The 24,300-nt window shown below is 42.7% G+C and carries 21 protein-coding genes, 1 tRNA gene and 1 pseudogene; 11 read left to right on the top strand and 12 right to left on the bottom strand.

Translation table 11 applies throughout. The features are described 5' to 3' along the window. Positions 1-6 precede the first annotated feature (6 nt). The 4 genes from A4S05_RS17605 to A4S05_RS17620 are packed head-to-tail and all read left to right on the top strand — an operon-like array spanning position 7 to position 3,367. The gene (locus tag A4S05_RS17605) at positions 7-957 is read left to right on the top strand and encodes a branched-chain amino acid ABC transporter permease (protein ID WP_069071096.1); all 951 of its coding nucleotides are present in this window, start codon (positions 7-9) and stop codon (positions 955-957) included. A gap of 14 nt (positions 958-971) precedes the next feature. Next, the gene (locus tag A4S05_RS17610; protein ID WP_069071097.1) at positions 972-1,574 is read left to right on the top strand and encodes a Uma2 family endonuclease; all 603 of its coding nucleotides are present in this window, start codon (positions 972-974) and stop codon (positions 1,572-1,574) included. Positions 1,575-1,627: 53 nt separating this feature from the next. Then, positions 1,628-2,551 carry a branched-chain amino acid ABC transporter permease gene (locus A4S05_RS17615; RefSeq protein ID WP_069071098.1) on the top strand — a complete coding sequence of 308 codons (924 nt, stop codon included), beginning with the start codon at positions 1,628-1,630 and terminating at the stop codon, positions 2,549-2,551. A gap of 24 nt (positions 2,552-2,575) precedes the next feature. Then, the gene (locus tag A4S05_RS17620; protein WP_069071099.1) at positions 2,576-3,367 is read left to right on the top strand and encodes an ABC transporter ATP-binding protein; all 792 of its coding nucleotides are present in this window, start codon (positions 2,576-2,578) and stop codon (positions 3,365-3,367) included. Between the two features lie 2 nt (positions 3,368-3,369). On the opposite strand, the pseudogene A4S05_RS39005 reads toward A4S05_RS17620, so the two are convergent. Further along, positions 3,370-3,789: pseudogene (locus A4S05_RS39005) on the bottom strand (DUF4351 domain-containing protein); the annotation flags it as partial. A gap of 74 nt (positions 3,790-3,863) precedes the next feature. On the opposite strand from A4S05_RS39005, the gene A4S05_RS17630 reads away from it, so the two are divergent. Further along, on the top strand, positions 3,864-4,430 hold the full coding sequence (locus A4S05_RS17630; protein ID WP_069071100.1) for a Uma2 family endonuclease: 567 nt from the start codon (positions 3,864-3,866) through the stop codon (positions 4,428-4,430). 145 nt (positions 4,431-4,575) lie between these two features. Here A4S05_RS17630 and A4S05_RS17635 read toward each other — a convergent pair whose 3' ends face one another. The 5 genes from A4S05_RS17635 to A4S05_RS17655 all read right to left on the bottom strand — a co-directional run bounded on the left by A4S05_RS17635 (position 4,576) and on the right by A4S05_RS17655 (position 9,177). Further along, positions 4,576-4,857, bottom strand: a complete 282-nt coding sequence (locus A4S05_RS17635; protein ID WP_069071101.1) for a hypothetical protein — start codon at positions 4,855-4,857, stop codon at positions 4,576-4,578. Between the two features lie 297 nt (positions 4,858-5,154). Then, complete coding sequence (pstB, locus tag A4S05_RS17640) at positions 5,155-5,958, bottom strand: phosphate ABC transporter ATP-binding protein PstB (protein WP_069071102.1); 804 nt, start codon at positions 5,956-5,958, stop codon at positions 5,155-5,157. A 54-nt stretch (positions 5,959-6,012) separates the two neighbouring features. Then, a complete protein-coding gene (pstA, locus tag A4S05_RS17645; protein ID WP_084227146.1) occupies positions 6,013-6,945 on the bottom strand; it encodes a phosphate ABC transporter permease PstA in 933 nt (310 codons plus the stop codon). After that, positions 6,942-7,883 carry a phosphate ABC transporter permease subunit PstC gene (gene pstC, locus A4S05_RS17650; RefSeq protein WP_069071103.1) on the bottom strand — a complete coding sequence of 314 codons (942 nt, stop codon included), beginning with the start codon at positions 7,881-7,883 and terminating at the stop codon, positions 6,942-6,944. Before pstC ends, pstA begins: the two co-directional genes overlap by 4 nt. Positions 7,884-8,106: 223 nt before the next feature. Beyond that, entirely contained in the window at positions 8,107-9,177 is a 1,071-nt protein-coding gene (locus A4S05_RS17655; protein ID WP_069071104.1) for a PstS family phosphate ABC transporter substrate-binding protein, read from the bottom strand. 671 nt (positions 9,178-9,848) lie between these two features. Here A4S05_RS17655 and A4S05_RS17660 point away from each other — a divergent pair. After that, the gene (locus tag A4S05_RS17660; RefSeq protein WP_069071105.1) at positions 9,849-10,436 is read left to right on the top strand and encodes a biotin transporter BioY; all 588 of its coding nucleotides are present in this window, start codon (positions 9,849-9,851) and stop codon (positions 10,434-10,436) included. Between the two features lie 94 nt (positions 10,437-10,530). Then, positions 10,531-11,007 carry a signal peptidase II gene (gene lspA, locus A4S05_RS17665; RefSeq protein WP_069071106.1) on the top strand — a complete coding sequence of 159 codons (477 nt, stop codon included), beginning with the start codon at positions 10,531-10,533 and terminating at the stop codon, positions 11,005-11,007. A gap of 207 nt (positions 11,008-11,214) precedes the next feature. Here lspA and A4S05_RS17670 read toward each other — a convergent pair whose 3' ends face one another. Continuing rightward, on the bottom strand, positions 11,215-11,826 hold the full coding sequence (locus A4S05_RS17670; RefSeq protein ID WP_069071107.1) for a hypothetical protein: 612 nt from the start codon (positions 11,824-11,826) through the stop codon (positions 11,215-11,217). A gap of 431 nt (positions 11,827-12,257) precedes the next feature. Here A4S05_RS17670 and A4S05_RS17675 point away from each other — a divergent pair, with 431 nt between their 5' ends. Together A4S05_RS17675 and A4S05_RS17680 are read left to right on the top strand one after the other, a co-directional pair. After that, the gene (locus A4S05_RS17675) at positions 12,258-14,528 is read left to right on the top strand and encodes a transglycosylase domain-containing protein (RefSeq protein ID WP_069071108.1); all 2,271 of its coding nucleotides are present in this window, start codon (positions 12,258-12,260) and stop codon (positions 14,526-14,528) included. 87 nt (positions 14,529-14,615) lie between these two features. Further along, complete coding sequence (locus A4S05_RS17680; protein WP_069071109.1) at positions 14,616-14,981, top strand: four helix bundle protein; 366 nt, start codon at positions 14,616-14,618, stop codon at positions 14,979-14,981. A gap of 125 nt (positions 14,982-15,106) precedes the next feature. Here A4S05_RS17680 and A4S05_RS17685 read toward each other — a convergent pair whose 3' ends face one another. Together A4S05_RS17685 and A4S05_RS17690 are read right to left on the bottom strand one after the other, a co-directional pair. Beyond that, positions 15,107-16,540 carry a DUF4335 domain-containing protein gene (locus A4S05_RS17685; RefSeq protein WP_069071110.1) on the bottom strand — a complete coding sequence of 478 codons (1,434 nt, stop codon included), beginning with the start codon at positions 16,538-16,540 and terminating at the stop codon, positions 15,107-15,109. After that, on the bottom strand, positions 16,537-17,163 hold the full coding sequence (locus tag A4S05_RS17690) for a DUF3038 domain-containing protein (RefSeq protein ID WP_069071111.1): 627 nt from the start codon (positions 17,161-17,163) through the stop codon (positions 16,537-16,539). Before A4S05_RS17690 ends, A4S05_RS17685 begins: the two co-directional genes overlap by 4 nt. A 453-nt stretch (positions 17,164-17,616) precedes the next feature. On the opposite strand from A4S05_RS17690, the gene A4S05_RS17695 reads away from it, so the two are divergent. Together A4S05_RS17695 and A4S05_RS17700 are read left to right on the top strand one after the other, a co-directional pair. Continuing rightward, complete coding sequence (locus A4S05_RS17695) at positions 17,617-18,135, top strand: adenine phosphoribosyltransferase (protein WP_069071112.1); 519 nt, start codon at positions 17,617-17,619, stop codon at positions 18,133-18,135. Between the two features lie 132 nt (positions 18,136-18,267). Then, entirely contained in the window at positions 18,268-19,314 is a 1,047-nt protein-coding gene (locus tag A4S05_RS17700; RefSeq protein ID WP_069071113.1) for an ABC transporter permease, read from the top strand. Positions 19,315-19,325: 11 nt separating this feature from the next. On the opposite strand, the gene A4S05_RS17705 is transcribed toward A4S05_RS17700, so the two are convergent. The 3 genes from A4S05_RS17705 to A4S05_RS17715 all read right to left on the bottom strand — a co-directional run bounded on the left by A4S05_RS17705 (position 19,326) and on the right by A4S05_RS17715 (position 24,276). Beyond that, positions 19,326-19,396 (bottom strand) — tRNA-Gly (locus A4S05_RS17705). Positions 19,397-19,446: 50 nt separating this feature from the next. Further along, positions 19,447-20,655, bottom strand: a complete 1,209-nt coding sequence (locus A4S05_RS41700) for a hypothetical protein (RefSeq protein WP_069071114.1) — start codon at positions 20,653-20,655, stop codon at positions 19,447-19,449. 72 nt (positions 20,656-20,727) lie between these two features. Next, positions 20,728-24,276 (bottom strand): response regulator, encoded by a 3,549-nt coding sequence (locus A4S05_RS17715; RefSeq protein ID WP_069071115.1) that lies wholly within the window; start codon positions 24,274-24,276, stop codon positions 20,728-20,730. Positions 24,277-24,300: the final 24 nt, after the last annotated feature.

The raw sequence follows: 24,300 nt of genomic DNA on the forward strand, positions 1-24,300 counted from the left end.
TGCTACATGAATATCAATCTGTTTTTGCAGCAATTATTAAATGGTTTATCCATCGGCAGCGTCTATGCGATTTTTGCCTTGGGATATACCTTGGTTTATTCCATTTTGGGCATCATTAATTTAGCTCATGGCGCGATTTTTACATTGGGTGCATATTTCACTTATGCACTCATGGGTGGCAGTTTTGGATTTAATGGCTTATTAGCTAATGCAGCCTTGCCGATACAATTACCATTTGCTATAGCCTTGATTTTAGGAAGTACCTTGGCGGGATTAGTAGGGGTAGTGATGGAACGGGTTGCTTTTCAACCTCTGCGCCGTCAAGGATCTGATCCTTTACTAACTGTTGTTTCCAGTTTGGGGGTAGCAGTGGTAATTGTGAATTTAATCCAATATTTAGTAGGTGCAGAAAGTTACACATATCCAGCCAATAGTTACGGTAATTTGCCACCTGCGATTAACTTTGGTAGTCCAGAAAACCCAATTCCGATTCGCAGTGTTCAGGTAGTAATTTTTACTGTCTCAGTGGTGATTGTGGCAATTCTTACCTATTTTATCAATCGGACTAAATATGGTAAGGCAATGCAAGCGATCGCAGAAGATCCAACTACAGCTAGTTTGTTAGGAATTAATAGCGATCGCTTTATCATCCTAACATTCTTCATCAGCAGTTTTTTAGCAGGATTAGCAGGAACTTTAGTCGCCTCTAGTGTTAGTATTGCAGGGCCATATTTCGGCATTGCTTTTGGGTTGCGGGGTTTAGCAGTAATTGTCTTAGGTGGTTTAGGTAGTATTCCTGGTGCGGTGGTGGGAGGTTTGGTAATTGGATTAGTGGAAGCGTTTGTCCCTGCTGAATTCTCTGGATATAAAGACGCAGTAGCCTTTGGAATTTTGTTTATCATGCTATTAGTTAGACCCCAAGGTTTACTAGGACGAAGATTTATCCAGAAAGTTTAAAGAGACGTAGCGTTATGAAAACATACACCAAACAAAAATTAACTTTTGATCAATTTTTAGAACAGTGTCCAGAGGAAGGTTTATATGAACTTGTAGATGGAGAAATTGTAGAAGTGCGTGCAACGAGAAATCATGATGATGTCGCTAATTTTTTATTATTTGGTTTCAATGACGAAATTAGGCGACAAAACTTAAATTATGTAGTTAATAACACAGCAGTCTTTAAAACTATAACCGTTAATGGCATAGAACAAGGGCGTAAGCCCGATGTAAGTGTCATAGATAAAGATCAATGGCGCTCAAATCGTTCTGCTTATGCTGCACTTGAAGAACCTATCCAATTAGCTGTAGAAGTGACATCAACTAATTGGGAAGATGACTATATTGATAAATTAGATGAATATCAACGCTTAGGTATTAAAGAATATTGGATTGTAGATTATTTGGCAATTGGACTAAGAGAGTATTTAGGAAATCCAAAAGTTCCGGCTGTGTTTGTTTTTCTATTAGATGATGAGGGTAAATACCAATGCACACACTTTAGAGGTTCAGAACTAATTGTGTCACGAACTTTTCCTGAACTAGCACTGACAGCAGAGCAAATATTAACAGCTTAAGAGTTGATAAAAGCGATAATTTGATTAAGCTTAATCAAAATATATTAAATAAAATGGCTGATTTCTTCGCTACTTACGCTTCTTTGATTGTCTCTATGGTATTGGGGGCGTTACTAGGGTTATCGCTTTACTTACCGCTAATGACAGGGCAATTGTCTTTAGCTAGTCCAGGATTTTATGCTTTAGGTGGGTATATTGCAGCAATTTTATCCACAAAAGTTTTGACATCTAGCAGTAGTTTATTTCCGATTCCGTTGTTGTTATTGGAGATGTTAATTGCTGCGATAATTTCTGGTTTACTGGGTGTATTAGTGGGAATTCCAGCATTGAGGTTGCGAGGAATTTATTTAGCGATCGCAACTATCGCTTTTGTGGAAGTTCTGCGCGTCATCTCCCTCAATTTAGATATTACAGGTGGTGCTGTTGGAATTTTTGGTATTCCTCAACCTTTCCAAACACAACTTGAATATTTATGGATTGCTTTGCCCTTATTATTAATTAGTATGGTGTTGCTTTATCGTTTAGAACGTATCCGCGTAGGCAGGGCTTTTATTGCTATCCGTGAAGATGAATTAGCTGCGGGTGCAATGGGAATTAATCCCACTTATTACAAAGTTTTGGCGTTTACGTTAGGAGCTATGCTTGCAGGGGTTGTAGGTGCAATTAGCGCTCACTTCCTTAATACCTGGAATGCTCGTCAAGGTACTTTTGATGCCAGTATTATATATTTAACTTTTGTTTTAATTGGTGGTTCGAGAAGTTTTTTAGGGCCTGTAGTCGGAGGTATGGTATTTACAGCCTTACCAGAAATTCTGCGAAGTCTCGCTGATACTGGTGGTTTGCCTACTTGGCTAGCACAATTTTTACGAGATGGGAGATTAATTATTTTTGGCTTACTAATAGTAATAGGTACAATCTTTTTCCCCCAAGGGCTAATTACTCCAGATATTTTTAAAAGACGTAAAAGCCAAAAGTGAACCATTCGTAAATAATATGCAAAAATGTCATACACTATTTCAGAAGCTAACAGCAGTATTGTCTTAGAAGCAAGAGCATTGACTCGCCGCTTTGGTGGTTTAGTAGCGGTAAATAATGTATCTTTTAGTGTAAATCAACATGAGATTTTTGGACTGATTGGCCCTAATGGTGCTGGCAAAACAACACTGTTTAATTTAATTACTGCCTTCATTCCACCTTCTAGCGGTAAATTAATTTATCAAGGTGCAGAAGTTTCTCAACTGCGTCCCGATCAAATTGCTGCTTTAGGTATCGCCCGTACATTCCAAAATATCCGCTTATTTGGGGAATTATCGGCGTTAGAAAATGTAATTATTGCTCGGCATTTGCACACTAAAAGTAATATGATTACAGGTGTTTTGGGATTACCACCAGCGCCTAGTGAAGAACTTAAAACTAAGCAGAAAGCTTTAGATTTATTAGATTTAGTGGGATTGAGCGATCGCGCTGACGAAAAAGCCAAAAATTTTGCCTACGGTGATCAGCGTCGGCTGGAAATTGCCCGTGCTTTAGCATTACAACCACAAATCTTACTTCTCGACGAACCTGCGGCGGGGATGAATCCCAACGAGAAGCAGCAATTGAGTGAATTTATCCGTAGTCTACGCGATCGCTTCAATTTGACGATTATCCTCATAGAACATCATGTACCCTTAGTTATGGGTTTGTGCGATCGCATTGCGGTATTGGATTTTGGTCAATTGATTGCATTGGGTGAACCATCTGTAGTCAGAAATAACTCAGCTGTAATTGAGGCTTATTTGGGAAATGATTGAATTTATCTAAACAAAATTACCACAAATTCGTTTAAAGAACTCACAGCGATCGCGCTATCCATTAAATTTTCTAATTGTTCCACACTTTCACCCTCAAGTCTTGCTTCTACCTCTTGAGAAATTTCACCAAAGCGCCGTCGCAATACTCGGATTAACTGCTGTCGCGCACCCTGTTGAACACCTTGCTGAATACCTCTTTGCTCAATTTCCTGATACCAAGGCGATTCTCGCAATACTGCCATATCCAACCTCATGATTTGTTGAACTAAAGGCGTGTCTAACACAAAGCTAGCAAAAAATGCCAGCAATGATTCTAATTGGTTTAACTGTACATCTGCTCGTAGCACTTGCAATGCGCGTTGCACAACTGATACCTCTCCCCCTCCTCGCAGGATTGGCACAAAGGGTAATAACGATGGTAGATTATGGGAGTGCAACTAAAATGTCCCATTTCCACTCAGGCTAAAATAGGTAAATCCCCTCACAGAGATGATTTATGAACCAGCCGATATCCGAGAGAGTGCGCTGGACTACCGCCGACTTAGAATTGTTTCCAGATAACGGGAATCGCTATGAAATTATTGACGGAGACTTGTTTGTGACCAGAGCGCCTCACTGGAAGCATCAAAAAACTTGTGTCAGAATTAGCACTTCCTTAGATAATTGGTCACAAACTAATGGTCTGGGAGAAGTTGTGACTGCTCCAGGAATAATTTTTGGCGATAATGATAATGTGATTCCCGATGTCGTCTGGGCTAGCAATGAGAGATTGCCCCTACTTTTGGATGAGGCAGGGCATTTGACTGGTGCGCCAGAACTGGCTGTAGAGGTGTTATCCGCTGGTAGTGAAAATGAAAAGCGCGACAGAGAACTAAAACTTAAGCTCTACTCGTCACGAGGTGTCAGAGAATATTGGATTGTAGATTGGCGTAAGCAACAAGTGGAAGTATATCGACGCGAACAAGCGAGTTTAAAGTTAGTTGCTACGTTATTCAATGGTGATGAATTGACTTCACCCATATTGCCTAATTTTACTTGTGCGATCGCTCAATTATTCACTTAACACAAATTACGAATTACGTTAGCGAGTCCGCGCACTCTGTAAGAGTTGCAAGCTACGCTTTTAGCGTCTCGTAGAGAGCGTCATTACGAATTACGTTAGCGCAGCGGTAGCGAGTCCACGAGCGTCATTACGAATTACGAATTAGTTAACTGTGCTGTAAAAACTCAACTTTGGGCAATAACGGGTCAGTTACAACACCCACACCGCTAAAACCCCAACGTTTGAGCAAGTTTCCCAACTGTGTACGCGCAATAGATTCCACAGCAAAGCGATTTGCTACTTCTGCTGCATGGGTATTGAGATAGCTTAGGGCATCAAAGTTTTCCTGAAACAGCAATAAGTAACCTGATTTTTCGGCATCAGGACGAGCAATGAGATAATTACCGTCAGTTTTTGAACGCACCAAGTAATAGACTTCAGAAAGCATGGAGATTCGGATTTTCAGTCAAGGCTATCACAATTGTAGAAAATGCTTTGGATTACTTTATCACTTAATTGTTGGGATTTATAATTATGACCTTCACAAAGCTAGTTAACCTGAAGTTTTTTAGGCTTACAACTGTAACACATTTTTTGTAAGAGGTTTAATGAAGCGATGCCTGCGGCGGGCTACGCCTACGCTAACCTTGACAAACAAATGAAAAAACTAGAGGAATATCGCACAGCTTTACTTTCCGATTATCCCTCATTGCTCCAGCATCAACGATGTAAAATATTTATCAAATTACCCAAACTTACCACTGACGTAATCTCGTGTATCTTCCTGCTGAGGATTGTTGAAAATATTCTCTGTATAGTTGTATTCGACAAGATATCCCATTTTGCTGCCCGTTTCTGTCGCCTGAGCATTGAAAAAGGCTGTCATATCCGACACCCGCGCGGCTTGTTGCATATTGTGGGTGACGATAATAATGGTATATTGCGACTTCAGTTCTTGGAGTAATTCTTCAACGCGCAAAGTTGAAATTGGATCAAGCGCGGAACATGGTTCATCCATTAACAAAACTTCTGGCTGAATTGCGAGAGCGCGAGCAATGCATAAACGCTGTTGTTGGCCACCAGATATAGATAGACCACTTTGCTTTAGTTTATGCTTAACTTCATCCCATAAAGCAGCTTGCCGCAAACTCCGTTCTACCAATTCATCCATATCACCTTTATAACCATTAATCCTGGCTCCAAAGGCGATATTTTCATAAATTGACTTGGGAAAAGGATTAGGCTTCTGAAAAACCATACCAACCCGACGGCGTAATTCTACTGTGTCAATTCTTTTGTCATAAATATCGGTTTCACCGAAGGTAATTCTTCCTTCAATATGTGCGCCAGGAATCAAGTCATTCAAACGGTTAAAACACCTTAGTACAGTGCTTTTACCGCATCCAGAAGGGCCAATAAAAGCTGTAATTTTGTTTTTGCCGATGTTTAGGTTAACATCACGAACTGCTTTGAAATTACCATAGAAAACAGATAATTGCTCGGCTTGTAAAATGCTCTCGGAAGTAGCGATTCTTGAACTTGATACCATACAAAAGTTTCAGATAAATCCTGAAAATCTACATTTATAATGAGGTTGATTTGTTTAGCGTGACTGCTGGAATTTATTGCGTAAAAATATTGCTGTTGAATTCATCAATAGCAGCACGATCATCAAAACAATAATGCCAGCAGCAGCATTTTGGTGAAACTCTACTTGAGGACGAGAAACCCAATCAAAAATTTGAATTGGTAGTGCTGTGAAAGAACTTTGCAAACCTTGGGGAGAAAGCTGGGGTAAGAAAGTAATAAAACCAACAGCCCCAATTACAATCAACGGAGCCGTCTCACCAATCGCTCGTGAGAGTGCGAGAATTGTACCGGTCAGGATTCCTGGTAAAGCAATAGGAAAAATTTGTTCTCGGATGATTTGCCACCTATTAGCACCAAGGGCAAAACCTGCTTGCCGTAAACTATCAGGAACAGCACGCAGCGCTTCACGAGTAGTAATAATGATAATTGGTAGAATCAACAAACTCAAGGTTAAAGCACCAGCTAACACCGTGCGTCCCCTGGTGATTGGTTCCATCACCCGCACAAAAACTTGCAAGCCCAACAAGCCATAAATAATTGATGGGACTGCGGCTAAATTTGCAATATTAATTTCAATTAACCGAGTAAACCAGTTGTCCTTGGCATACTCTTCTAAGAAAATACCTGCGCCTACTCCTAAGGGAAAGGAAATTAAAGCAGTTATTACCAACAGCCAAATACTGCCAACTAAGGGAGCCAATACTCCAGAAGAGGAGGCACGGCGAGATGAAAAACTGGTAAGAAAAGACCAATTCAAGCGGCCAACACCGTCAGTTAAAACATCTATGAGCAAAACAACTAACACTAGCAATGCAAAGGAGGTTGCAGTCCAAGTAGCGATCGCAAAAATTTTGTCAAGGTTGTAGCGCTTATTGATCGAGAGATCAAAATTCTTATTTTCCCCAGAGTCAGACAAATTTGTAAACTGAGTATTGCTCTTTGTCATTCGTATTTCTCCCGGAAGCGACGAACAAACCAGTAACTAAAAATATTCAGGGCTAAGGTAATAAGAAACAAAGTCATACCCACCGCAAAAATAGTTTTATAGGCTAGTGAGCCTGCTGGTGTGTCTCCTTTACTTACTTGGACAATGTATGCTGTCATTGTCTGAATTGGAATTAGCGGATTTAAACCCAACTGAGGATTTTGACCAGCCGCGATGGTAACAATCATTGTTTCACCAATAGCGCGGGAAATAGCCAAGATAAAAGAAGCTACTATCCCCGATAAAGCCGCTGGTAACACTACTGAAATAATGGTTTCCCGCTTAGTTGATCCCAATGCATAAGCACCTTCTCGCAAACTACGGGGAACGGAATAAAGAGCGTCTTCACTCAAAGAAGCTACCAAAGGAATAATCGAAATTCCCAGCACTATACCTGCGCTCAAAGCATTGAATCCCTGCATCCCTGGGATAAATGATTGGAGGAAGGGTGTAACTGTGAATAGTGCAAAATAACCAAACACAACGGTTGGTACCCCTGCCAATATTTCTAGGGCAGGCTTTAGCCATTTGCGAAGTTTTGCTGGAGCATATTCACTTAAGCAGATAGCAGCTAACAATCCTAGTGGTAATGCTACTGCGATCGCAATTACAGATATAAGCAATGTGGCGCTAATTAGCACCATGATTCCAAACTGCTTATTAGTAAACAGTGGAGTCCATTGTGTGTCTGTTAAAAACTGCCAAATCGAAACTTCTTGAAAAAATTCAACAGTCTCAAAAATCAGCGTTAAGACAATGCCAATTGTAGTTACAACCGAGACAAAAGCAAACAAGGCAAACAGCGCTCTGACGCCAGTTTCCACCCGTTTACTCAAAGCCCGATTGGGCTGCCATAAGTTGGAATTACTTGGTTGATTAGATAACGGGTTGGAAGTCATTTGCGGACAACCTCATAAATTAAAACTCCTTTTGTATTTATGGACACACTACCATTCTATGAGAACTGCCCTAGTACTAGAAATAAAGCTTACTTTCAAGACTATAAACCTTGAATGAAGTAAGTATAAGCAGACTTTTTTTACAATCTACCACTTCCAGCTACTAGGGCTTAGTGCAAATTGTGCAGATAAACTCCTCAAAAAAGCAATTAGTGGATAACTCTTACTTTTCTTGCTTGAGAAGGTCTTTCAGAGTAACGCCCACTTGAGAACCCTTACCCTCAAAAACGGAGCCTACTTTCCCACTATTGAAGCGTCCCTGAACTTCAGTGAGTAAATCGCTAGGTAAAGGCACATAGCCCACTTCTGTAACTAGCTTTTGGTTTGCCGGAGCATAATTGAAATCAACAAAAGCCTTGACTTCAGGACGAGTCGCCGCAGTTTTCTTAACGTAGATAAACTCTGGACGAGCAAGCGGCTGGTAAGTACCATCGCCGATGGTTTGTGGACTAGGCTGAACACAGCCCTTACCAGCATCAATGCCAACCAGCTTTAACTTCTCTTTGTTATTTTCGTAATATGCATAGCCGAAGAAAGCCAAACCGCCTTGGTCAGCACTTACACCCTGTACCAGAGTGTTGTCATCTTCACTAGCAGTAAAATCCCCTCGGCTTTCCCCTTCTTTACCAACGACTGCTTGAGTGAAATAGTCGTAAGTACCAGAGTCAGTACCAGGGCCGTACAAACCTATTTTCTGTGCAGGGAATTGAGGGTTAATTTGGTTCCATTGGGTGATTTTGCCTTGTGCCCCAGGTTCCCACATTTTCTTTAGTTCATCAACTTTGAGGCAACTTGCAAAGTTGTTTTGGGGGTTAACTACTACGGAAAGACCATCGTAAGCAATGGGCAATTCAATGTACTCAATGTTGCCTTTCTTACAGAGTTCCACTTCTTCCGGCTTAATGGGGCGGGAAGCATTAGAAATATCAGTTTCACCCGCACAGAATTTCTTGAAGCCGCCACCCGTACCAGAGGAAGCCACAGTAACTTGCACTCCAGGATTAGCCTTTTGAAACTCTTCTGCCATCGCCTCAGAAATAGGATAGACGGTACTAGAACCATCAATCTGGACTTTTCCAGATAAATTTGATCCGGCTGCTGTATTGGTGGCTGGGGTAGCGCCGCCATCAGCTGGACTAGAGTTGTTAGAAGCTTGATTGTTATCGCCGCAAGAGCTAATACCAATTGCTAGAGCAACTAGGGGAGCAACCAACCGCACCTTTGAAGAGAACATAAGGATCTTTATAGAATGATGCTATGGATTAACAGTATGAACATTAGCACTCTAGAGTAAGAGGAAGGTTAAGAAATGGTTAAATGAACACTAATACATACTTATAATTTTTAAAACTTCAAGTTACTAAAAGCACACGTCAAAAAACATATTATTTGATAGCTTGATACAAATTATACCACTAGTTGCTACTAACTAGATAAATAATTTCGGTACATTTTTAATATTTTTTTGAATTCGCACATTCTTAAATAAATTTACTGCTACACAGTAGCAATCAATTATCAATCAAGAAGCAGCTTTAATGTAGGATATTCCGTATCGAAATGGGAACCCAGACCTCTCCTTTAGGTTCTGTGTACTCCTACTCTTAAGCAAGCTATGGGACTACTATAGGACTAATATTATTTGATTTTTGAAATACACGTAGTGGCGTGGCAAGAACTAATTGACAGATAAATTCCCTATAGAGACGGCGATTTATCGCGTCTCTAACCGTCAAAATGAATTTGACAGACTTACTAGTACAGTACAGCGTAAATAAACAGACCATAATCAAATAGTAATCCTATAGCAGTTATAGGCATAGCTAAGGTGGGAGAGTTTATATATTAATGTTTATACTGGTTGCTGTTGGTTTGCCCTTTTGCCTTTTCCTGGTTGCCTGATAAATGTTTGCTGCTTCCAATCAATTACTATGGTCTATGATTGGCTTACTCCTGACAATGGGTGGCACTTTTCTAGAAGCTTATGGCATCACCTTACCTTGGACTTGGAGTCAGCACGGAATTCAGACTTTTTCTTTAGGTGTCACTTTTCAAATTGGCGCAGTATTGTTGGTGGGCTGTTTAGGGGGCAAAAATGCTGGTGCGCTCTCGCAAATTGCCTACTTAGTCATGGGGTTAACATTATTACCTGTATTTGCCGATGGGGGTGGTATTGGTTATATCAAACTATCTCAGTTTGGCTATCTACTAGGTTTTATTCCTGGAGCTTGGATTTGTGGCTTAGTTGCCTTTAAAGCTAGACCTCGACTAGAAACTCTTGCCTTTAGTTGCGTCTGTGGCTTGTTAACTCTCCACATCTGCGGTATTACTTATTTGATTATTAGCTATTTTTTTCAGTGGAAAGGCACTGAAAACTTAACCTTGATGCAAGCAATCCTCAGATACTCCTGGTTTGCACTACCAGGTCAACTAACTGTGGTCTGTGCGGTTACTGTAATAGCATATATACTGCGTCACTTAATGTTTTATTAGTTTATTGTCCTTCGTCTTTTGTCATTTGTCAAAAGCTCATGACCAATGACCAATGACCAATGACCAATGACCAACGACCAATGACTAATTCGCCATGCGTTTAAAAAATCGTCTTTTCTGGATCGCTGCCTTCATCGCTTTTTTCTTAGACCAGATAACAAAATACTGGGTAGTGCAAACCTTTAGCTTAGGGCAGACACTACCACTCTTACCTGGGATATTTCACTTCACCTATGTCACTAACACTGGTGCCGCCTTTAGTTTATTAAGTGGGAAAGTAGAGTGGTTGCGCTGGCTATCTCTAGGAGTGAGTTTAGTATTGATAGGGTTGGCGTTGTTTGGCCCAGCATTAAATTTGTGGGATCAGTTGGGCTATGGCTTGATTTTAGGTGGAGCTATGGGCAACGGTATTGATCGTTTTGTTTTAGGCTATGTCGTTGATTTCCTTGATTTTCGCCTGATTAACTTTGCTGTATTTAATGTGGCAGATTCATTTATTAGTATTGGTATTGTTTGCCTGTTAATTGCTTCGTTGCAAAAAACACCGACTTCAAATGGCAGATCGCATTAAACTATTAAGCCTGGGGTGATTAATCCCAGGCTTGTTATTACTGAAACCCTTAGTCAGTCTTATATGCGAAGACTGGATATGTATGGTTTCAGCTGTTTTTATTTGTCATCTTACACCTGGTTGCATGACTGGCGTAAGAAGTCAAGAAAGATGCACCTGCGATCGCTGATGGCAAAATAGTACTCAGATTATGCCCCAGCTGTTAATTTAATTACCTGTTGCAGGAGTATTTGGTGAACTAGAGCCAGGAGTACTGGGAGAGAGACCTGGTTCGGTAGTGCTGCCAGGAGCGGCTTCAGGAGGGGTGACACTTCCTGGTGCTGGAGTCAAGTTGCTAGGAGCACCTTCAGGAGGAGTGACACTTCCTGGTGCTGGGGTCAAGTTGCTAGGAGCACCTTCAGGAGGAGTGACACTTCCTGGTGCTGGGGTCAAGTTGCTAGGAGCGCCTTCAGGAGGAGTGACACTTCCTGGCGCTGGAGTCAAGTTGCTAGGAGCATCTTCAGGAGGGGTAACACCTTCTGGTGTAGTTGTGCTATCAGGAGTGGTGGTATCTGATGGCGTAGTTTCTGCTGGTACTGTAGTGCTACCAGGAGCGCTAGGGGTGACTGCTGTGCCGCCGGCACACCGAGAGTTAAGGGGGAAATTCTGGCAAAGAATTTTCATCCCTTCTGGCGACATCTTGATTTCCGTTGGTGCACTAGTGGATGAATCGCTACTGGATTGAGCTATGGGGGATTTACTGGATTCGGCTACAGCAATGTTAGCGGTGAGCGCCAAAGATAGAGCTGTACCAATCATGGTCAGAGATTTTCCCATCATTCTGAAATTAACCTCAACGGAACACTCGACCTATTAAAACAGACAATGAGATTTAGAAAATCTTCCTAAATGAATATATTTAGGTTTGTTTCAGAATATGTGGATATGTAAAATTGGTAAAAATTAAATCTGTTGTTTATTGGTAACTAGTGTTTAAAAATACAAAGCCAAAAATTATGTTTGTAGTTGTTGAACTAGTAATAGTAGATTAAATAAACATTTGAGAATGGAAAAAAATTTGTGCCTATGTACAATAAGTGATGAAAACAACAAGTGAGTTTTGAGTAAAAGCAAAATTTAAAGTATAAATTAGCTCAAAAAGTTCCGTATAGCTAAATTATGCTTTGGCTTAAGAGTAAAATGATGAAAGACTAACATCTAAAATTGTAATTTGCCTGATTCTTCATTAAAAACTGTGATGTGAATAGCCGATGAGTTCTCCCCAACCCCCTCACAAGCCACAAACGTTACTAGGTCAACTGACTCAAGCAGTACATACGATTCAAGCTAGGGTCGATTTTTCAAAATTGGCGCTCAAGCCTAATGCCAAAGTACCGGAACTTTGGGTGCAGGATGCGGGGGCGGATAAAGCAGAGGTATATCCACTCTTGGGCGATCGCTATATTCTCGGTCGTAGCTCCAAATCCAGCGATATTGTCATCCGTAACCCTGTTGTCAGCCAAATTCACCTGTCGCTATCGCGCAATTCTACTCAACACACACCAGTTTTCGTAATTAAAGACGAAAACTCCACCAACGGCATTTATCGTGGCAAGCGTCGTGTTAGTTCCCTAGAACTGCGTCACGGCGATATTCTCACCCTGGGGCCTCCAGAACTCGCCGCTTCTGTGCGGTTGCAATACGTCGATCCACCAGCCTGGTATGTCAAAGCTGCAAGTTGGACAGCTTATGGTGTCGGTGGTGTCAGTGCCCTGTTAGCATTAGTGATTGGCGTCGAATGGCTGAAATTTCAAGTTAAACCCTTACCTACAGCGACACGCGCCCCAGTAGTTGTTTACGCCCGTGATGGAGCCACCCCCCTGAGAGAGCCTCGGACTATCTCTCATGTAGACATGAAGCGATTAGAGGAATTTGGCCCTTATTTGCCTGCTGCCGTAGTGGCTTCCGAAGATAGTCGTTATTACTGGCACTTTGGGGTTGACCCTCTGGGGATTTTACGAGCCGTGTTGATCAATAGCCGCAGTGGCGATGTGCAACAAGGAGCTAGTACTGTTACCCAGCAAGTTGCCCGCAGTTTGTTCCGCGAGTATGTAGGCAGACAGGATACCCTTGGACGCAAATTGCGAGAGGCAATTGTCGCCCTGAAGCTCGAAACCTTTTACAGCAAAGATGATATTTTGCTGATGTACTTAAATCGGGTTTTTTTAGGGGGAGATACTTCCGGCTTTGAAGATGCAGCCCAATATTACTTTGAAAAGTCGGCTAAAGAATTAACTTTAGCAGAAGCAGCAACACTAGTAGGAATTTTACCAGCCCCCAACGCTTTCGATTTTTGTGGGGATGGGCCAAATAAGCTAGAAGCGGCTGAATACCGGAATCGCGTGATTAAGCGGTTGCTGGAGATGGGCAAAATTAAACCTGATGATGCAAACCGAGCCAGACGTTCCACCGTCCAAGTTAGTCCTAAAGTCTGTGAACAGCAAGCTAAAACGATCGCTCCTTATTTTTACAGTTACGTCTTCTCTGAGCTTGAATCAATCTTGGGGGAGGGAGCCGCAAGAGAAGGAAACTATATCATTGAAACCAAGCTCGATCTAGCGATACAGAGCCAAGCAGAAGCAGCGTTGAATAATTCAGTGAATAACGCTGGTAGAAATTTTAATTTTTCTCAAGGGGCAGTAGTCACCCTTGACTCCAGTACAGGCAGTATCCTCGCAATGGTTGGCGGGACTGATTACAGAAAAAGTCAGTTTAATCGTGCTGTTCAAGCCAAAAGACAGCCTGGTTCCACCTTCAAAATCTTTGCTTATACCGCCGCTATTCAACAGGGATTTTCAGAATCAAAAAGTTATTCTTGCGCTCCTTTAACTTGGCAAGGTTTTACTTATAAACCCTGTCGTGCGGGTGCTGGTGGTAGCTTAGATATTGCCACCGGGCTGGCGCTTTCAGAAAATCCCATCGCTCTGCGAGTTGCACGTGAAGTTGGGCTGGATAAAGTCGTGGCAATGGCGCAGCGTTTGGGGGTAAAGTCAAACCTCGATCCCGTTCCTGGCTTGGTATTGGGTCAAAGCGTGGTCAATGTTTTAGAAATGACTGGTGCTTTTGGCGCTATTGGTAATCGCGGTGTATCCAATCCTCCCCATGCCATTAACCGAATTTTAGACAGTGGTGATTGCCGCGATCGCAATGATATCAAAACCTGCCGTGTGATCTACTCCTTCGACCAAGATCCAGATGCCAACAAACGAGTGCTGACAAATGGTGTAGCCGATGAGATGACTAGTTTGATGCGTGGTGTAGTTACAAGAGGTACTGGTCGTAGTGCCGCCATTGGATTAGGGGAAGCTGGTAAAACTGGCACGACTGATAAAAACGTTGACTTGTGGTTTATTGGTTTTATCCCTAGTCAGCGCCTTGTAACTGGCGTTTGGCTGGGAAACGACAATAATTCCCCAACATCTGGTAGCAGCGCTCAAGCCGCTCAATTGTGGGGAAATTATATGCGGCGGATTACAAGGTAATTGGGCATTGGGCATTGGGCATTGGGCATTGGGCATGGGGCATGGGGCATTGGGAACTATTGATCAATAAATGATCAATGGACTTTTGTGAGAAGACCTGATTTTGAGGACTTAGAAGTTTATCGACTCGCCGAAAAGTTAGCTAATGAAATTTGGCGTATTGTTAAAGGATGGGACAATTTCACTAAAGATACACTGGGCAAGCAAATTGTTCGGTCTGCTGATAGTATTTGCGCGAACATCGCAGAAGGTAGAGGTAGATATAGCGACCAAGACAATCGGTGTTTTGTCAAGATCGCGAGAGGGTCTTTGTATGAAACTATCAGCTGGTTGAGGTTAGCCTACGCCAGACAGTTATTGACAAATGAACAGGTAAGCAGATTTAAACCAATCCTTGATGAACTGTTGCCCAAGCTTAATGCTTATCTAAAATCCATAGGGAATAGGGAATAGGGAATAGGGAATAGGGAATAGGGAATAGGGAATAGGGAATAGGGAATAGGGAATAGGGAATAGGAACTTAATTCTCTTCACCATGCCCGATACCCGATGCCCGATGCCCGATGCCCCATGCCCAATTACTGATATCCCTGCCAAGGAGTGACTTCAAGTTTGCCGTTAGGCTTGAATATTACTTGAAAGTGGGCGAGAGGTTCTTTGTTATTGGGAGCAGCTACATTAGAACCGTAGATATCGTTGAACATCTTGGGAAGGGGTGTTTCCCGGAAATAGTCAAAGGCGACTTGGTTTAATGGTTCATAGTCAGCGATTACACCCTCTTTATTGACCGCTACTCGATATTTCAAATCTCGCGTAAAGGTGGGGGTACCATTCCAGGTTTGGCGAACTGTATTATAAAGTTTTTGATTTAAACCTTTAGTTATATTAGAGTCAGTAATTTTTGCACCTACTACCTCTGGTGTCCTAGCATATCCCCGCCAAGGGCTAACTTGCAGCACACCTTGTGTAGTAAACACTATTCGGAATTGGGCGATCGGTTCATTAGAAATGGGAGCGCGGTTAGCAGGATTATAAAGTAAGTTAGGCAGAGGAGTTTGCCCGACTCCCTGATTTGCCTCTTTATTCACCGCCTTGTAACCAACGATCGCTCCATCAGCAGCTACACCCAGACGATAGATTAAATCCTGTTGCAATCCTGAGCGATTAGTCCAAGTTGGATGAATTTGGTTATATACTTGGCGATTCAATGCACGCAGCTGGGATGGATCAGTAATTTCCGAAACTGTATTTAAAAGCGCTTCTAAATCTTGAACTACTGGCTTTGCACTAGCTGTAGGTGTTGGTGTGGGCGTTGCAGCCTCGATAGGTGTTGCAGCAGCTGATGCTGGAGGAGTAATGCTCTGTGTTGTAGAGCTAGTTTGCTCATCTGTCTTAGGCTGCGGTGGACGTATTTGGGGAGGTGGAATCAAGTTAAATGCGATCGCTGCTACTGCTAAACTTGAAACTCCTACAGCAGCAGGAACAGCTTGCTTGATTAAGGCTTGACTAGCACCGCCATAGCGTCTGGTAACTGGTTGTAGTTCTAGGGATAGTTCGGGTAAAGTCTGGGTATCAGCAAAAAACTGATCCACTGCTTCCACTAAATCAAACAACTGCACCGTATTTAAATCTATTTCAATAGGCGGGCGTTTGGAATTATTAGACTGAGACTCGAACCCCTCTGGAGCGCCTTCTGAATGGATGATTAACCTGTGTCGGTTGCTGTCAATTTTTTGAAACTCTACCAGTTCCGATTCCTGGTTATGTGCTTGTGGGTTAGGTACACTACTTAAAAATTCTTGGGCATAGCCACTAACAGCCCTCACCAAACTTTCAAAAAATTCTCGCCCTCCCGTTATCGGTTGGTTGTAACCAGATAAATAGCATTCTGCATTTACCAATATTGATAATTCTGGGCGCATTTCCTGGAAGTGTGCGGCCCTGGTGACATCACTTAACCCTTCTAAAAGCAGTGTACAATTAGGTAGACTGTACTTACGTTGAATATTCATTCCACTTCACCGTCAAAAAGACTAATCCAGAACCGCTGCATTCCAGCTGTACCAGTACAAAAGAGTAATTGTCCTAACAAATTTATCGCTAGCGCATCTAATTTTTCATCAGAAGTTAATGCTAGGACACCAGAACGTCGAGCATTCATCCGGCTCTTAAAATGCGCTCTAAACCGTTCTAGATAATTAGATAGCCGCAAATTCTGTTCTAATGGAATCTGCTTTTCTTCCATTTGTTCACATATCATTAGTAACTGGCGGATGACAACAGTTAAACGCCGCGCTATGTAGCAAGCAATGACCACCAGAGCTTTTGCTTCCATAATAGTTAAGGGACGGCGCATGTGCGCCCTTCGTAGCGGGTTAGAGCTACGCATCCGCCATAAATTCACTCTGTCTTTAACAATTCCTTTAAGATCCAACTCTTGAGCAAAAGCCAGGATTGCTTCTGAACCACCAAGCTCTAAAGCTTCAATTGCCAGTAAAATCAGGTCAATTTGTAGCCTGGTTCTCCGAGGACAGGTTTTGGAAGCGATCGCAGGATCTGGTAAAGTGTCCAGAATCATCGGCAGTGACTCTTGGGTTGAACTGTTGAACGGCGTTAAACTTGCGGAGACATTCATTCTATAAATACCTTGTGCGGTTCCAACAGATTAGGTAAAACAAATTTAAGATCGGTAGCCAAGACTTGAACACTAGATTCGTGGCAATAACATGACTACCTGATATATACATTAGTTAGCTCTTTCTACTCAAAGGTTTCCCTATATTGAAATCAAAATTTTAAAATATCAGTTAATTCACCTCATTTGTAAGTGCAATCCCTTTTCTAGCTTGGTTTAGATTCTAATTATCGTCAATAAAGGACGAAGCTTCAGCCTCGACCCCCAGCGTATGACATTATAGTGTACGATTTTTCAGGTATCTGAAATTGGGGACTGAAAACTGGAGACTGGGGACTGGGGACTGCCATAGCTATGAATTTGAATTAATAACTCCTCACTCTTCACCGGAGGCGGAGTGTCTCCGGCTCCGCTCCTAACTTTCCCTAATCCCTACTCCCTACTCCCCATTTTATGGATTTAAAGTCTCTCGTTCGTGACATCCCAGATTTCCCAAAACCCGGAATTTTATTTCGGGATATTACTACGCTGCTTCGCAATCCACAGGGATTGCGTTACACTATTGACTTTTTAACACAAAAATGCAACGAAGCTGGAATAACAGCGGATTATGTCATTGGTATGGAGTCAAGGGGATTCATTTTTGGTTCACCTCTGGCTTATAAATTAGGGGCTGGTTTTATCCCCGTCCGTAAAAAAGGTAAGTTACCAGCAGCCGTTCACTCAATTGAATATGAACTAGAGTATGGTACAGATTGCCTAGAAGTGCATCAAGACGCTTTACACCAAGGTAGCCGAGTTTTAATTGTGGACGATTTGATTGCCACAGGTGGAACTGCGAGTGCCACAGCAAAGTTAGTACAGAAGATTGACTGCGAACTAGTAGGTTTTGGGTTTATTATCGAGCTACGGGATTTAGAAGGGCGTAAATACCTACCAGACGTGCCGATTATCTCTGTAATTGAATATTAGTCATTAGTCATTGGTCATTAGTCGTTAGTCATTAATCAGTAGAAAACAACTGACTAATGACGAAGGACGAAGGACAAATAACATAGACGCGCCAGCGGCTTCCCGCAGGGTAGGACAAAGGACAAATAACAAATGACATCTACGAGAATTTCCTTGGAGACAGGGCGGGATTGGCTCATCAGGCTAGTCACTAGCGACACTTTTATTTATGTGGTAAAGCGGCTATTGCAAGCACTGCTAACTTTGTTGTTGGCGTCAGCTTTATCGTTTTTCATAATTCAACTCGCTCCCGGTGATTATGTAGATACGCTACGGCAAAATCCAAAGATATCTCCAGAAAGAATTGAGGAAATCAAGCGGCAGTTTGGTCTGGATAAGTCTTGGCTAGAACAATTTTGGCTGTGGCTGTGGCGAATCTTGACAAAAGGAGATTTTGGCACGAGTTTTATTTATCAACGTTCAGTATCGTCGCTATTGTGGGAACGAGTACCAGCGACTTTGCTATTAGCGATCGCATCTTTAATTGTCACATGGGCGATCGCCATCCCTTTAGGGATCTTTGCCGCTGTTAACCAAAATAAGCTAGCAGACCGGGTTCTACAGGTAATCAGTTACGCTGGACAAGGCTTTCCCAGTTTCATCACAGCCTTAGCACTGCTGGTTTTAGCCCAAATCACCTCGCCGCTGTTCCCAGTGGGAAGTATGACTAGCATCAATCACTCAGAACTATCGTGGTTTGGCAGAATTTTAGATGTCGGCTGGCACATGATTTTACCGACAATCGCCCTCTCAATTACTAGTTTTGCTGGTTTACAACGCATCACTCGCGGCGAATTATTAGATGTGCTGCGTCAAGATTATATCCAAACGGCTCGTGCCAAAGGTCTGCCAGAAAACCGCGTCATCTACGTTCATGCACTCCGCAACGCCATAAATCCCTTGATTACCTTATTGGGTTTTGAATTAGCTGGTTTATTAAATGGTGCTTTTATTGCCGAGTTTTTCTTCAACTGGCCTGGTTTAGGGAGATTAGCTTTACAGGCTTTACAAGCTCAAGATTTATATTTGTTAATGGCAAGCTTAGTTATGGGTGCAGTGCTGTTGATTGTTGGCAATTTAATCGCCGACTTGCTGCTCAAAGCAGCCGATCCACGCATTCGGCTAGAAAATCTAAATTAGTACCAATTTTAAGCGGGCGGCGGGAATCGAACCCGCATTAATAGCTTGGAAGGCTATAGTTTTACCACTAAACTACGCCCGCAAATTTCCAACTCAATGAATATAACATAGCTTTTGCAAAAATTCAAGCATTTAGTTGGAATTGGCGGGTTGGATTTTAATCCTGACATACAGATTGCTCAATTCTGGTTTTGTGCGATCGTTGTTGTGAGCAGCAATAAAGTTTTCTGTTTTGAAAACTTCGCTGAGAACTTGCTCGTATGTGTTTTTTTCACTTTGCAGTGTTGCTGGTTCTATTTCTAGAACTACCGCCTGTTGAAAGTTGCCATTATTATCAATTATTAAGCTGGCCAAAAGCTGTGCTGGTTCAAGTCCAGAATTGTTGACAAGAAAACTTGAGTCTAATTGTTTTGTGTTGCTTCCCCTGTATAAAGCGATAACGTCGGGTAAAGCATCTTGTCGTAATCTTCCTGCTTTTATCAAATTACTCACTTCATCTCTGAGTAAAGGAGCTACTATTGCTACCGATGCTCCCTGAGCTTGAGTACTTGGAGTTTCCCTAGTTGGAGTTGGCGAAGTTTCTCCTGTGGGAGTTGGTGAAGTTTCTCCTGTGGGAGTTGGTGGAGTTTCCCTAGTTGGAGTTGGTGAAGTTTCTCCTGTGGGAGTTGGTGGAGTTTCCCTAGTTGGAGTTGGTGAAGTTTCTCCTGTGGGAGTAGATGGAGTTTCCCTAATTGGAGTTGGCGAAGTTTCTCCTGTGGGATTTGCTGGAATACCTGGTGGTAGTGGTGTTCCCTTTCCCAGTTTGATGTCTTGACGACGATTCCAAGGTAGATTACCGACTGGAATTGTCGGTGTTGGTGTTGGTGTCGGTGTCGGTATCGGTGTCGGTGTTGGTGTTGGTGTTGGAACTGTTTGTTGTCTAAAGGGTTGGCTATCAGCTCGAGAGTCTGCAATTCGGCTCTTTCGCTGTAGATTATCAGCAGAATTTATTGCGCCAAAATCTTGATTTCTGGGCGTAGTTCGTGTTGTTTGTGGTGAACGTGCTGGTACAGACTTTTTAGCTGAGGATACTGGCTTTGGCGAAACTGTTTTGGGTGTTGATGTTGATTTGATTATTGACTTTGTTTCGGGAGCAATGTCTATCAATTCAATGGGAACAGCAGATTGACTTTGCTGGGGAAACCACAGGCTAACTGCATTCGATGAGCGCATCAGCCAGAACGCCAGCAAATGCAGAGAGACTGAACCTATAACGACAGAAATCCACAAACCTGGTGGATCGGTGTGTCGCCTCCAGACTTTGGCTGGAATTGGAGTTTTGTCTGCAACCGATGGTGTCATATTATAGAAACTGGATATGATTAGGCACTCTTACTCATTGATTGATAATGCTTTCAAATACCAGTCTAAATTTTAGCGATTAACCATTACCTCTGGTGTAACAGCGAAAGTCAAAACTGTTTCATCTACTCCTTTAAGTTCTAGCGGACTACCTTTAGTAATTTCTCCTTCCTGTAAATAATCTGCCACAGCAGCAGAAACCAGGATTGTACCGGGAACAGCGGCAGCTTGTAACCTAGCAGCAATATTCACACTTGGGCCAATAGCAGTATAATCGGCACGTTCAGCACTACCAAACATCCCCACAACAGCAGTACCTTGGTGGATACCGCACCTGAACTGAACGCTAGTAAGTTTGTGGCCATCGAATACACCTTGATCTTGCCAGCGTTGGTTCAATTCCGCGAGTGAACGGTGCATTGCTCTGGCTGTATTAATAGCACGACGTACCTGTTCATTAGGGGTTAGTTCTTCTGGCGCTCCGTATAAAGCTAAGATAGCGTCTCCCATAAATTTATCTACAGTGCCGCCATTACTAAAAACAACCTTGGTCATGGCTTCTAAATATTCATTTAGTAACTCTGCTACTCGCCGGGATCTGAGAGTATTTGCTAGCTGTGTAAAACCCACAATGTCACTAAACAGAACTGTAATTAAGCGTGGTTCTGGGCGTAAATCTAACGTTAAATCTCCGGTTGCGGCTTTTTGCACCAATACAGCTGGTAAAAAGCGTTTTAGCACCGATTCTGTTAGATAAGTATTTAACTCCACAATTCGTCGTTCATTTTCTTTCAACGCTAAAAGATTGCGAACTTCCGCCAATAGTTCCCGATCATTGAATGGTTTTGCTAAATAAGCGTCCGCACCATGTTCTGTACCTTCAATGCGAGTTTCCTCATCTATTTTCGCTGTCAGCAGAATGATTGGTATTCCTTTTAACTTCTCCTCATTGCGGATCATCTGAATCATCTCAAGTCCGCTGACCAAGGGCATCATTAAATCAGTCACAATCAAGCTGGGTATAATTTCCTTAGCTCTACTGTGCCCTTCATGACCGTTACGAGCCGTCTGTACATGATAGCCATTACGGCGGAAAATCTCAGATACATAGGTTCGCAAATCCGGGTTGTCATCTACAACTAAGATTGAGTGCTGAGTCTTAAGTGCTGAGTCTTGAGTATCAATACTTGGGGCAAAGTTTCTTGTAATATCTTCAATATGGTCTGTTGTTGACTCTACCAGTTCTAAATCAGCCAATTCTACGCTAGCACGGCTTGTATTCAGTTCTGTTGATGTTTCTAGTACTTGCTGTGCGGGTAAGTGAGCATTTCCAGTCACAAGCCATAAACTAAAGGTAGTGCCTTCGCCGTAAACTGATTCCACGGTGACTTGACCACCATGTAATTCTACCAATTCTTTAACTAAGGCTAAACCCAAACCACTGCCTTCATAGGATCGGTTTGCTGAACCTTCAGCTTGGCGGAAGCGCTCAAATAGATGGGGAATTTGTTCTTGAACAATGCCGATTCCAGTATCTTGGACTTGCAAGATGCAACGATTATGTTCAGATTTTAGTCTGACACTGATCGTGCCACCTTCAGGGGTAAACTTCATGGCATTTGACAGAAGGTTATAAACCACCTTGTCAAATTTTTCCATGTCCAAGTACACCGTAGAACATTCATCTAGCTGGGTGACGAGATGTAGTCTCTTTTTCTCACAGTAGGGACGAAAAGATTCCACAATTTGGCTGACAAATTCAACTAAATCGCAGGGATGGAAACTAGGTTGCATTCTTCCCGCATCCAAGCGTTGTAAATCGAGGAGTTGATTTACCAGTCGCAGCAAGCGGCGAGAGTTACGCAGGGCGATCGCACTTTGAGAGTAAGATAATCCCTCACCAGCCGCCACCGCTGACTCTAAAGGCCCTTGAATCAAGGTGATGGGTGTGCGAAATTCATGGGAGATATTTTGGAAAAATTCGGTTTTTTGTTTATCTAATTCCAGTAAGCGTTCAGCTTGTTGGCGAGTCTTTTGATATAAGTGTGATTGTTGCACAGCGATCGCTGCTTGAGCTGCTACTGCTTTCGCCAAATCGATATCAGATGGCAACCACTGACGTACTTTTTTACCTTCATGCAAAGTAATACTACCGATACATTTGCCATCAGCCAATAATGGCACGAACATGAGCGATCGCGCTGGCATTTTTAAAGGCAAATCAAAACCCCGTATATCTGAGGGAGAATGGCTAACGTTACCAATTACCACAGGTTCATGTGTCTGTAGCATTTGTTGGAGGATGGGATTCTCCTGTATAGATGCTTGAGAATAAGGTAATCTCTGGGTTGAGAGGTGATTATTACTATTTGAATTATTGTCTGGGACTGGCGATACCTGCGACGGGTTGTGCCTACGCAAATTTTCTGGATGTTGAAAACTGTCATACAAGCCCACACACTCGACAAACTCATCTTCCTCTGTCCACAAAGACAGGACACAGCCATCGACTTGTAAAGCTTGTCCCAATTGCTGAGTGATCGCCGCAAAGATATCTTGGGGATCTAAGCTAGAGCGAATCGCGCTAGTAATTGTATTAATTAGAGCTTCTCGCTTGGCAAGGGCACGTACTTGTTCGTAAGCATAAGCTTGAGACAAAGCTAAAGCTGCTTGATCCGCTACCATCAACACTAACTGCACCTCATCATCCCCCCAAAAGCGAGGTAGAGAACACTGGTGCAGTGCTAGCACTGCCATTAGTTCTTGTTGGCAGATCAATGGCACAACTAAACTAGAACAAATGTCAGCAGCAGCAAAAGCTTGCCCACGCTCACGCAGTTCAGGAGTATCACCATGAATCCGCTCATCATCTATCACATCATGAATTACCTGGACTTCGCGGGTTTCCCACACTGTCTGAGCCAAAAGAGGCAGAGGAGAAAGATTTACTGAAACTTCCCCTCTGCTCCCCTGCTCCTCTGCTCCCCCACTCCCCTGCTCAAGAGCTGCTTGAGAGAGAGCCTTCTGATAAATGAATCCTTTATCCGCCAACTGCTCATCTTGAAAGGGACGCAACAGACAGACATCCACCTCCAACATATGACCCACTGTATCGACAATGGCTTGCAAAATTTGTCTGTAGTCTAAAGCACTGCGAATCGTATTTGTAACCGTATTCAGTAACGATTCTTGACGGAGTGTGCGGGTAAGTTCGCGAGTTCTAGCTTTGAGAACATTGTGGGTATCCAAAGCTTGGCGTACCACCCCTTTGAGTTCCTCGGCTTCCCACGGTTTGGTGACATATTTAAATACCTTACCAGCGTTGATTGCTTCCACCAGGTCTTCGACATCGGTGTAGCCAGTTAAAATAATCCGGATAATATCTGGATATTGAGTTGCTGTCAGGCTCAAAAATTCTGTACCGCTCATCATCGGCATCCGCTGATCGGAGATGATCACCGCGACCTCTCCCTCTTGAGCCAGCAGATCAAGGGCCGCAGGGCCAGAGTTTGCCCTCAGCACCTTATAGTCGCGATAGAAAGTACGGTAAAGCAAGTCAAGGTTGTCTGGTTCATCATCGACAACCAAAATTTTAGGCTTACTGTTTGCTTGGGATTTCATGCACCGCTTTCCTGCTGCAACGGC

The sequence above is a fragment of the Nostoc sp. KVJ20 genome (genome assembly GCF_001712795.1).
In the GTDB taxonomy this organism is placed as follows: Bacteria; Cyanobacteriota; Cyanobacteriia; order Cyanobacteriales; family Nostocaceae; genus Nostoc.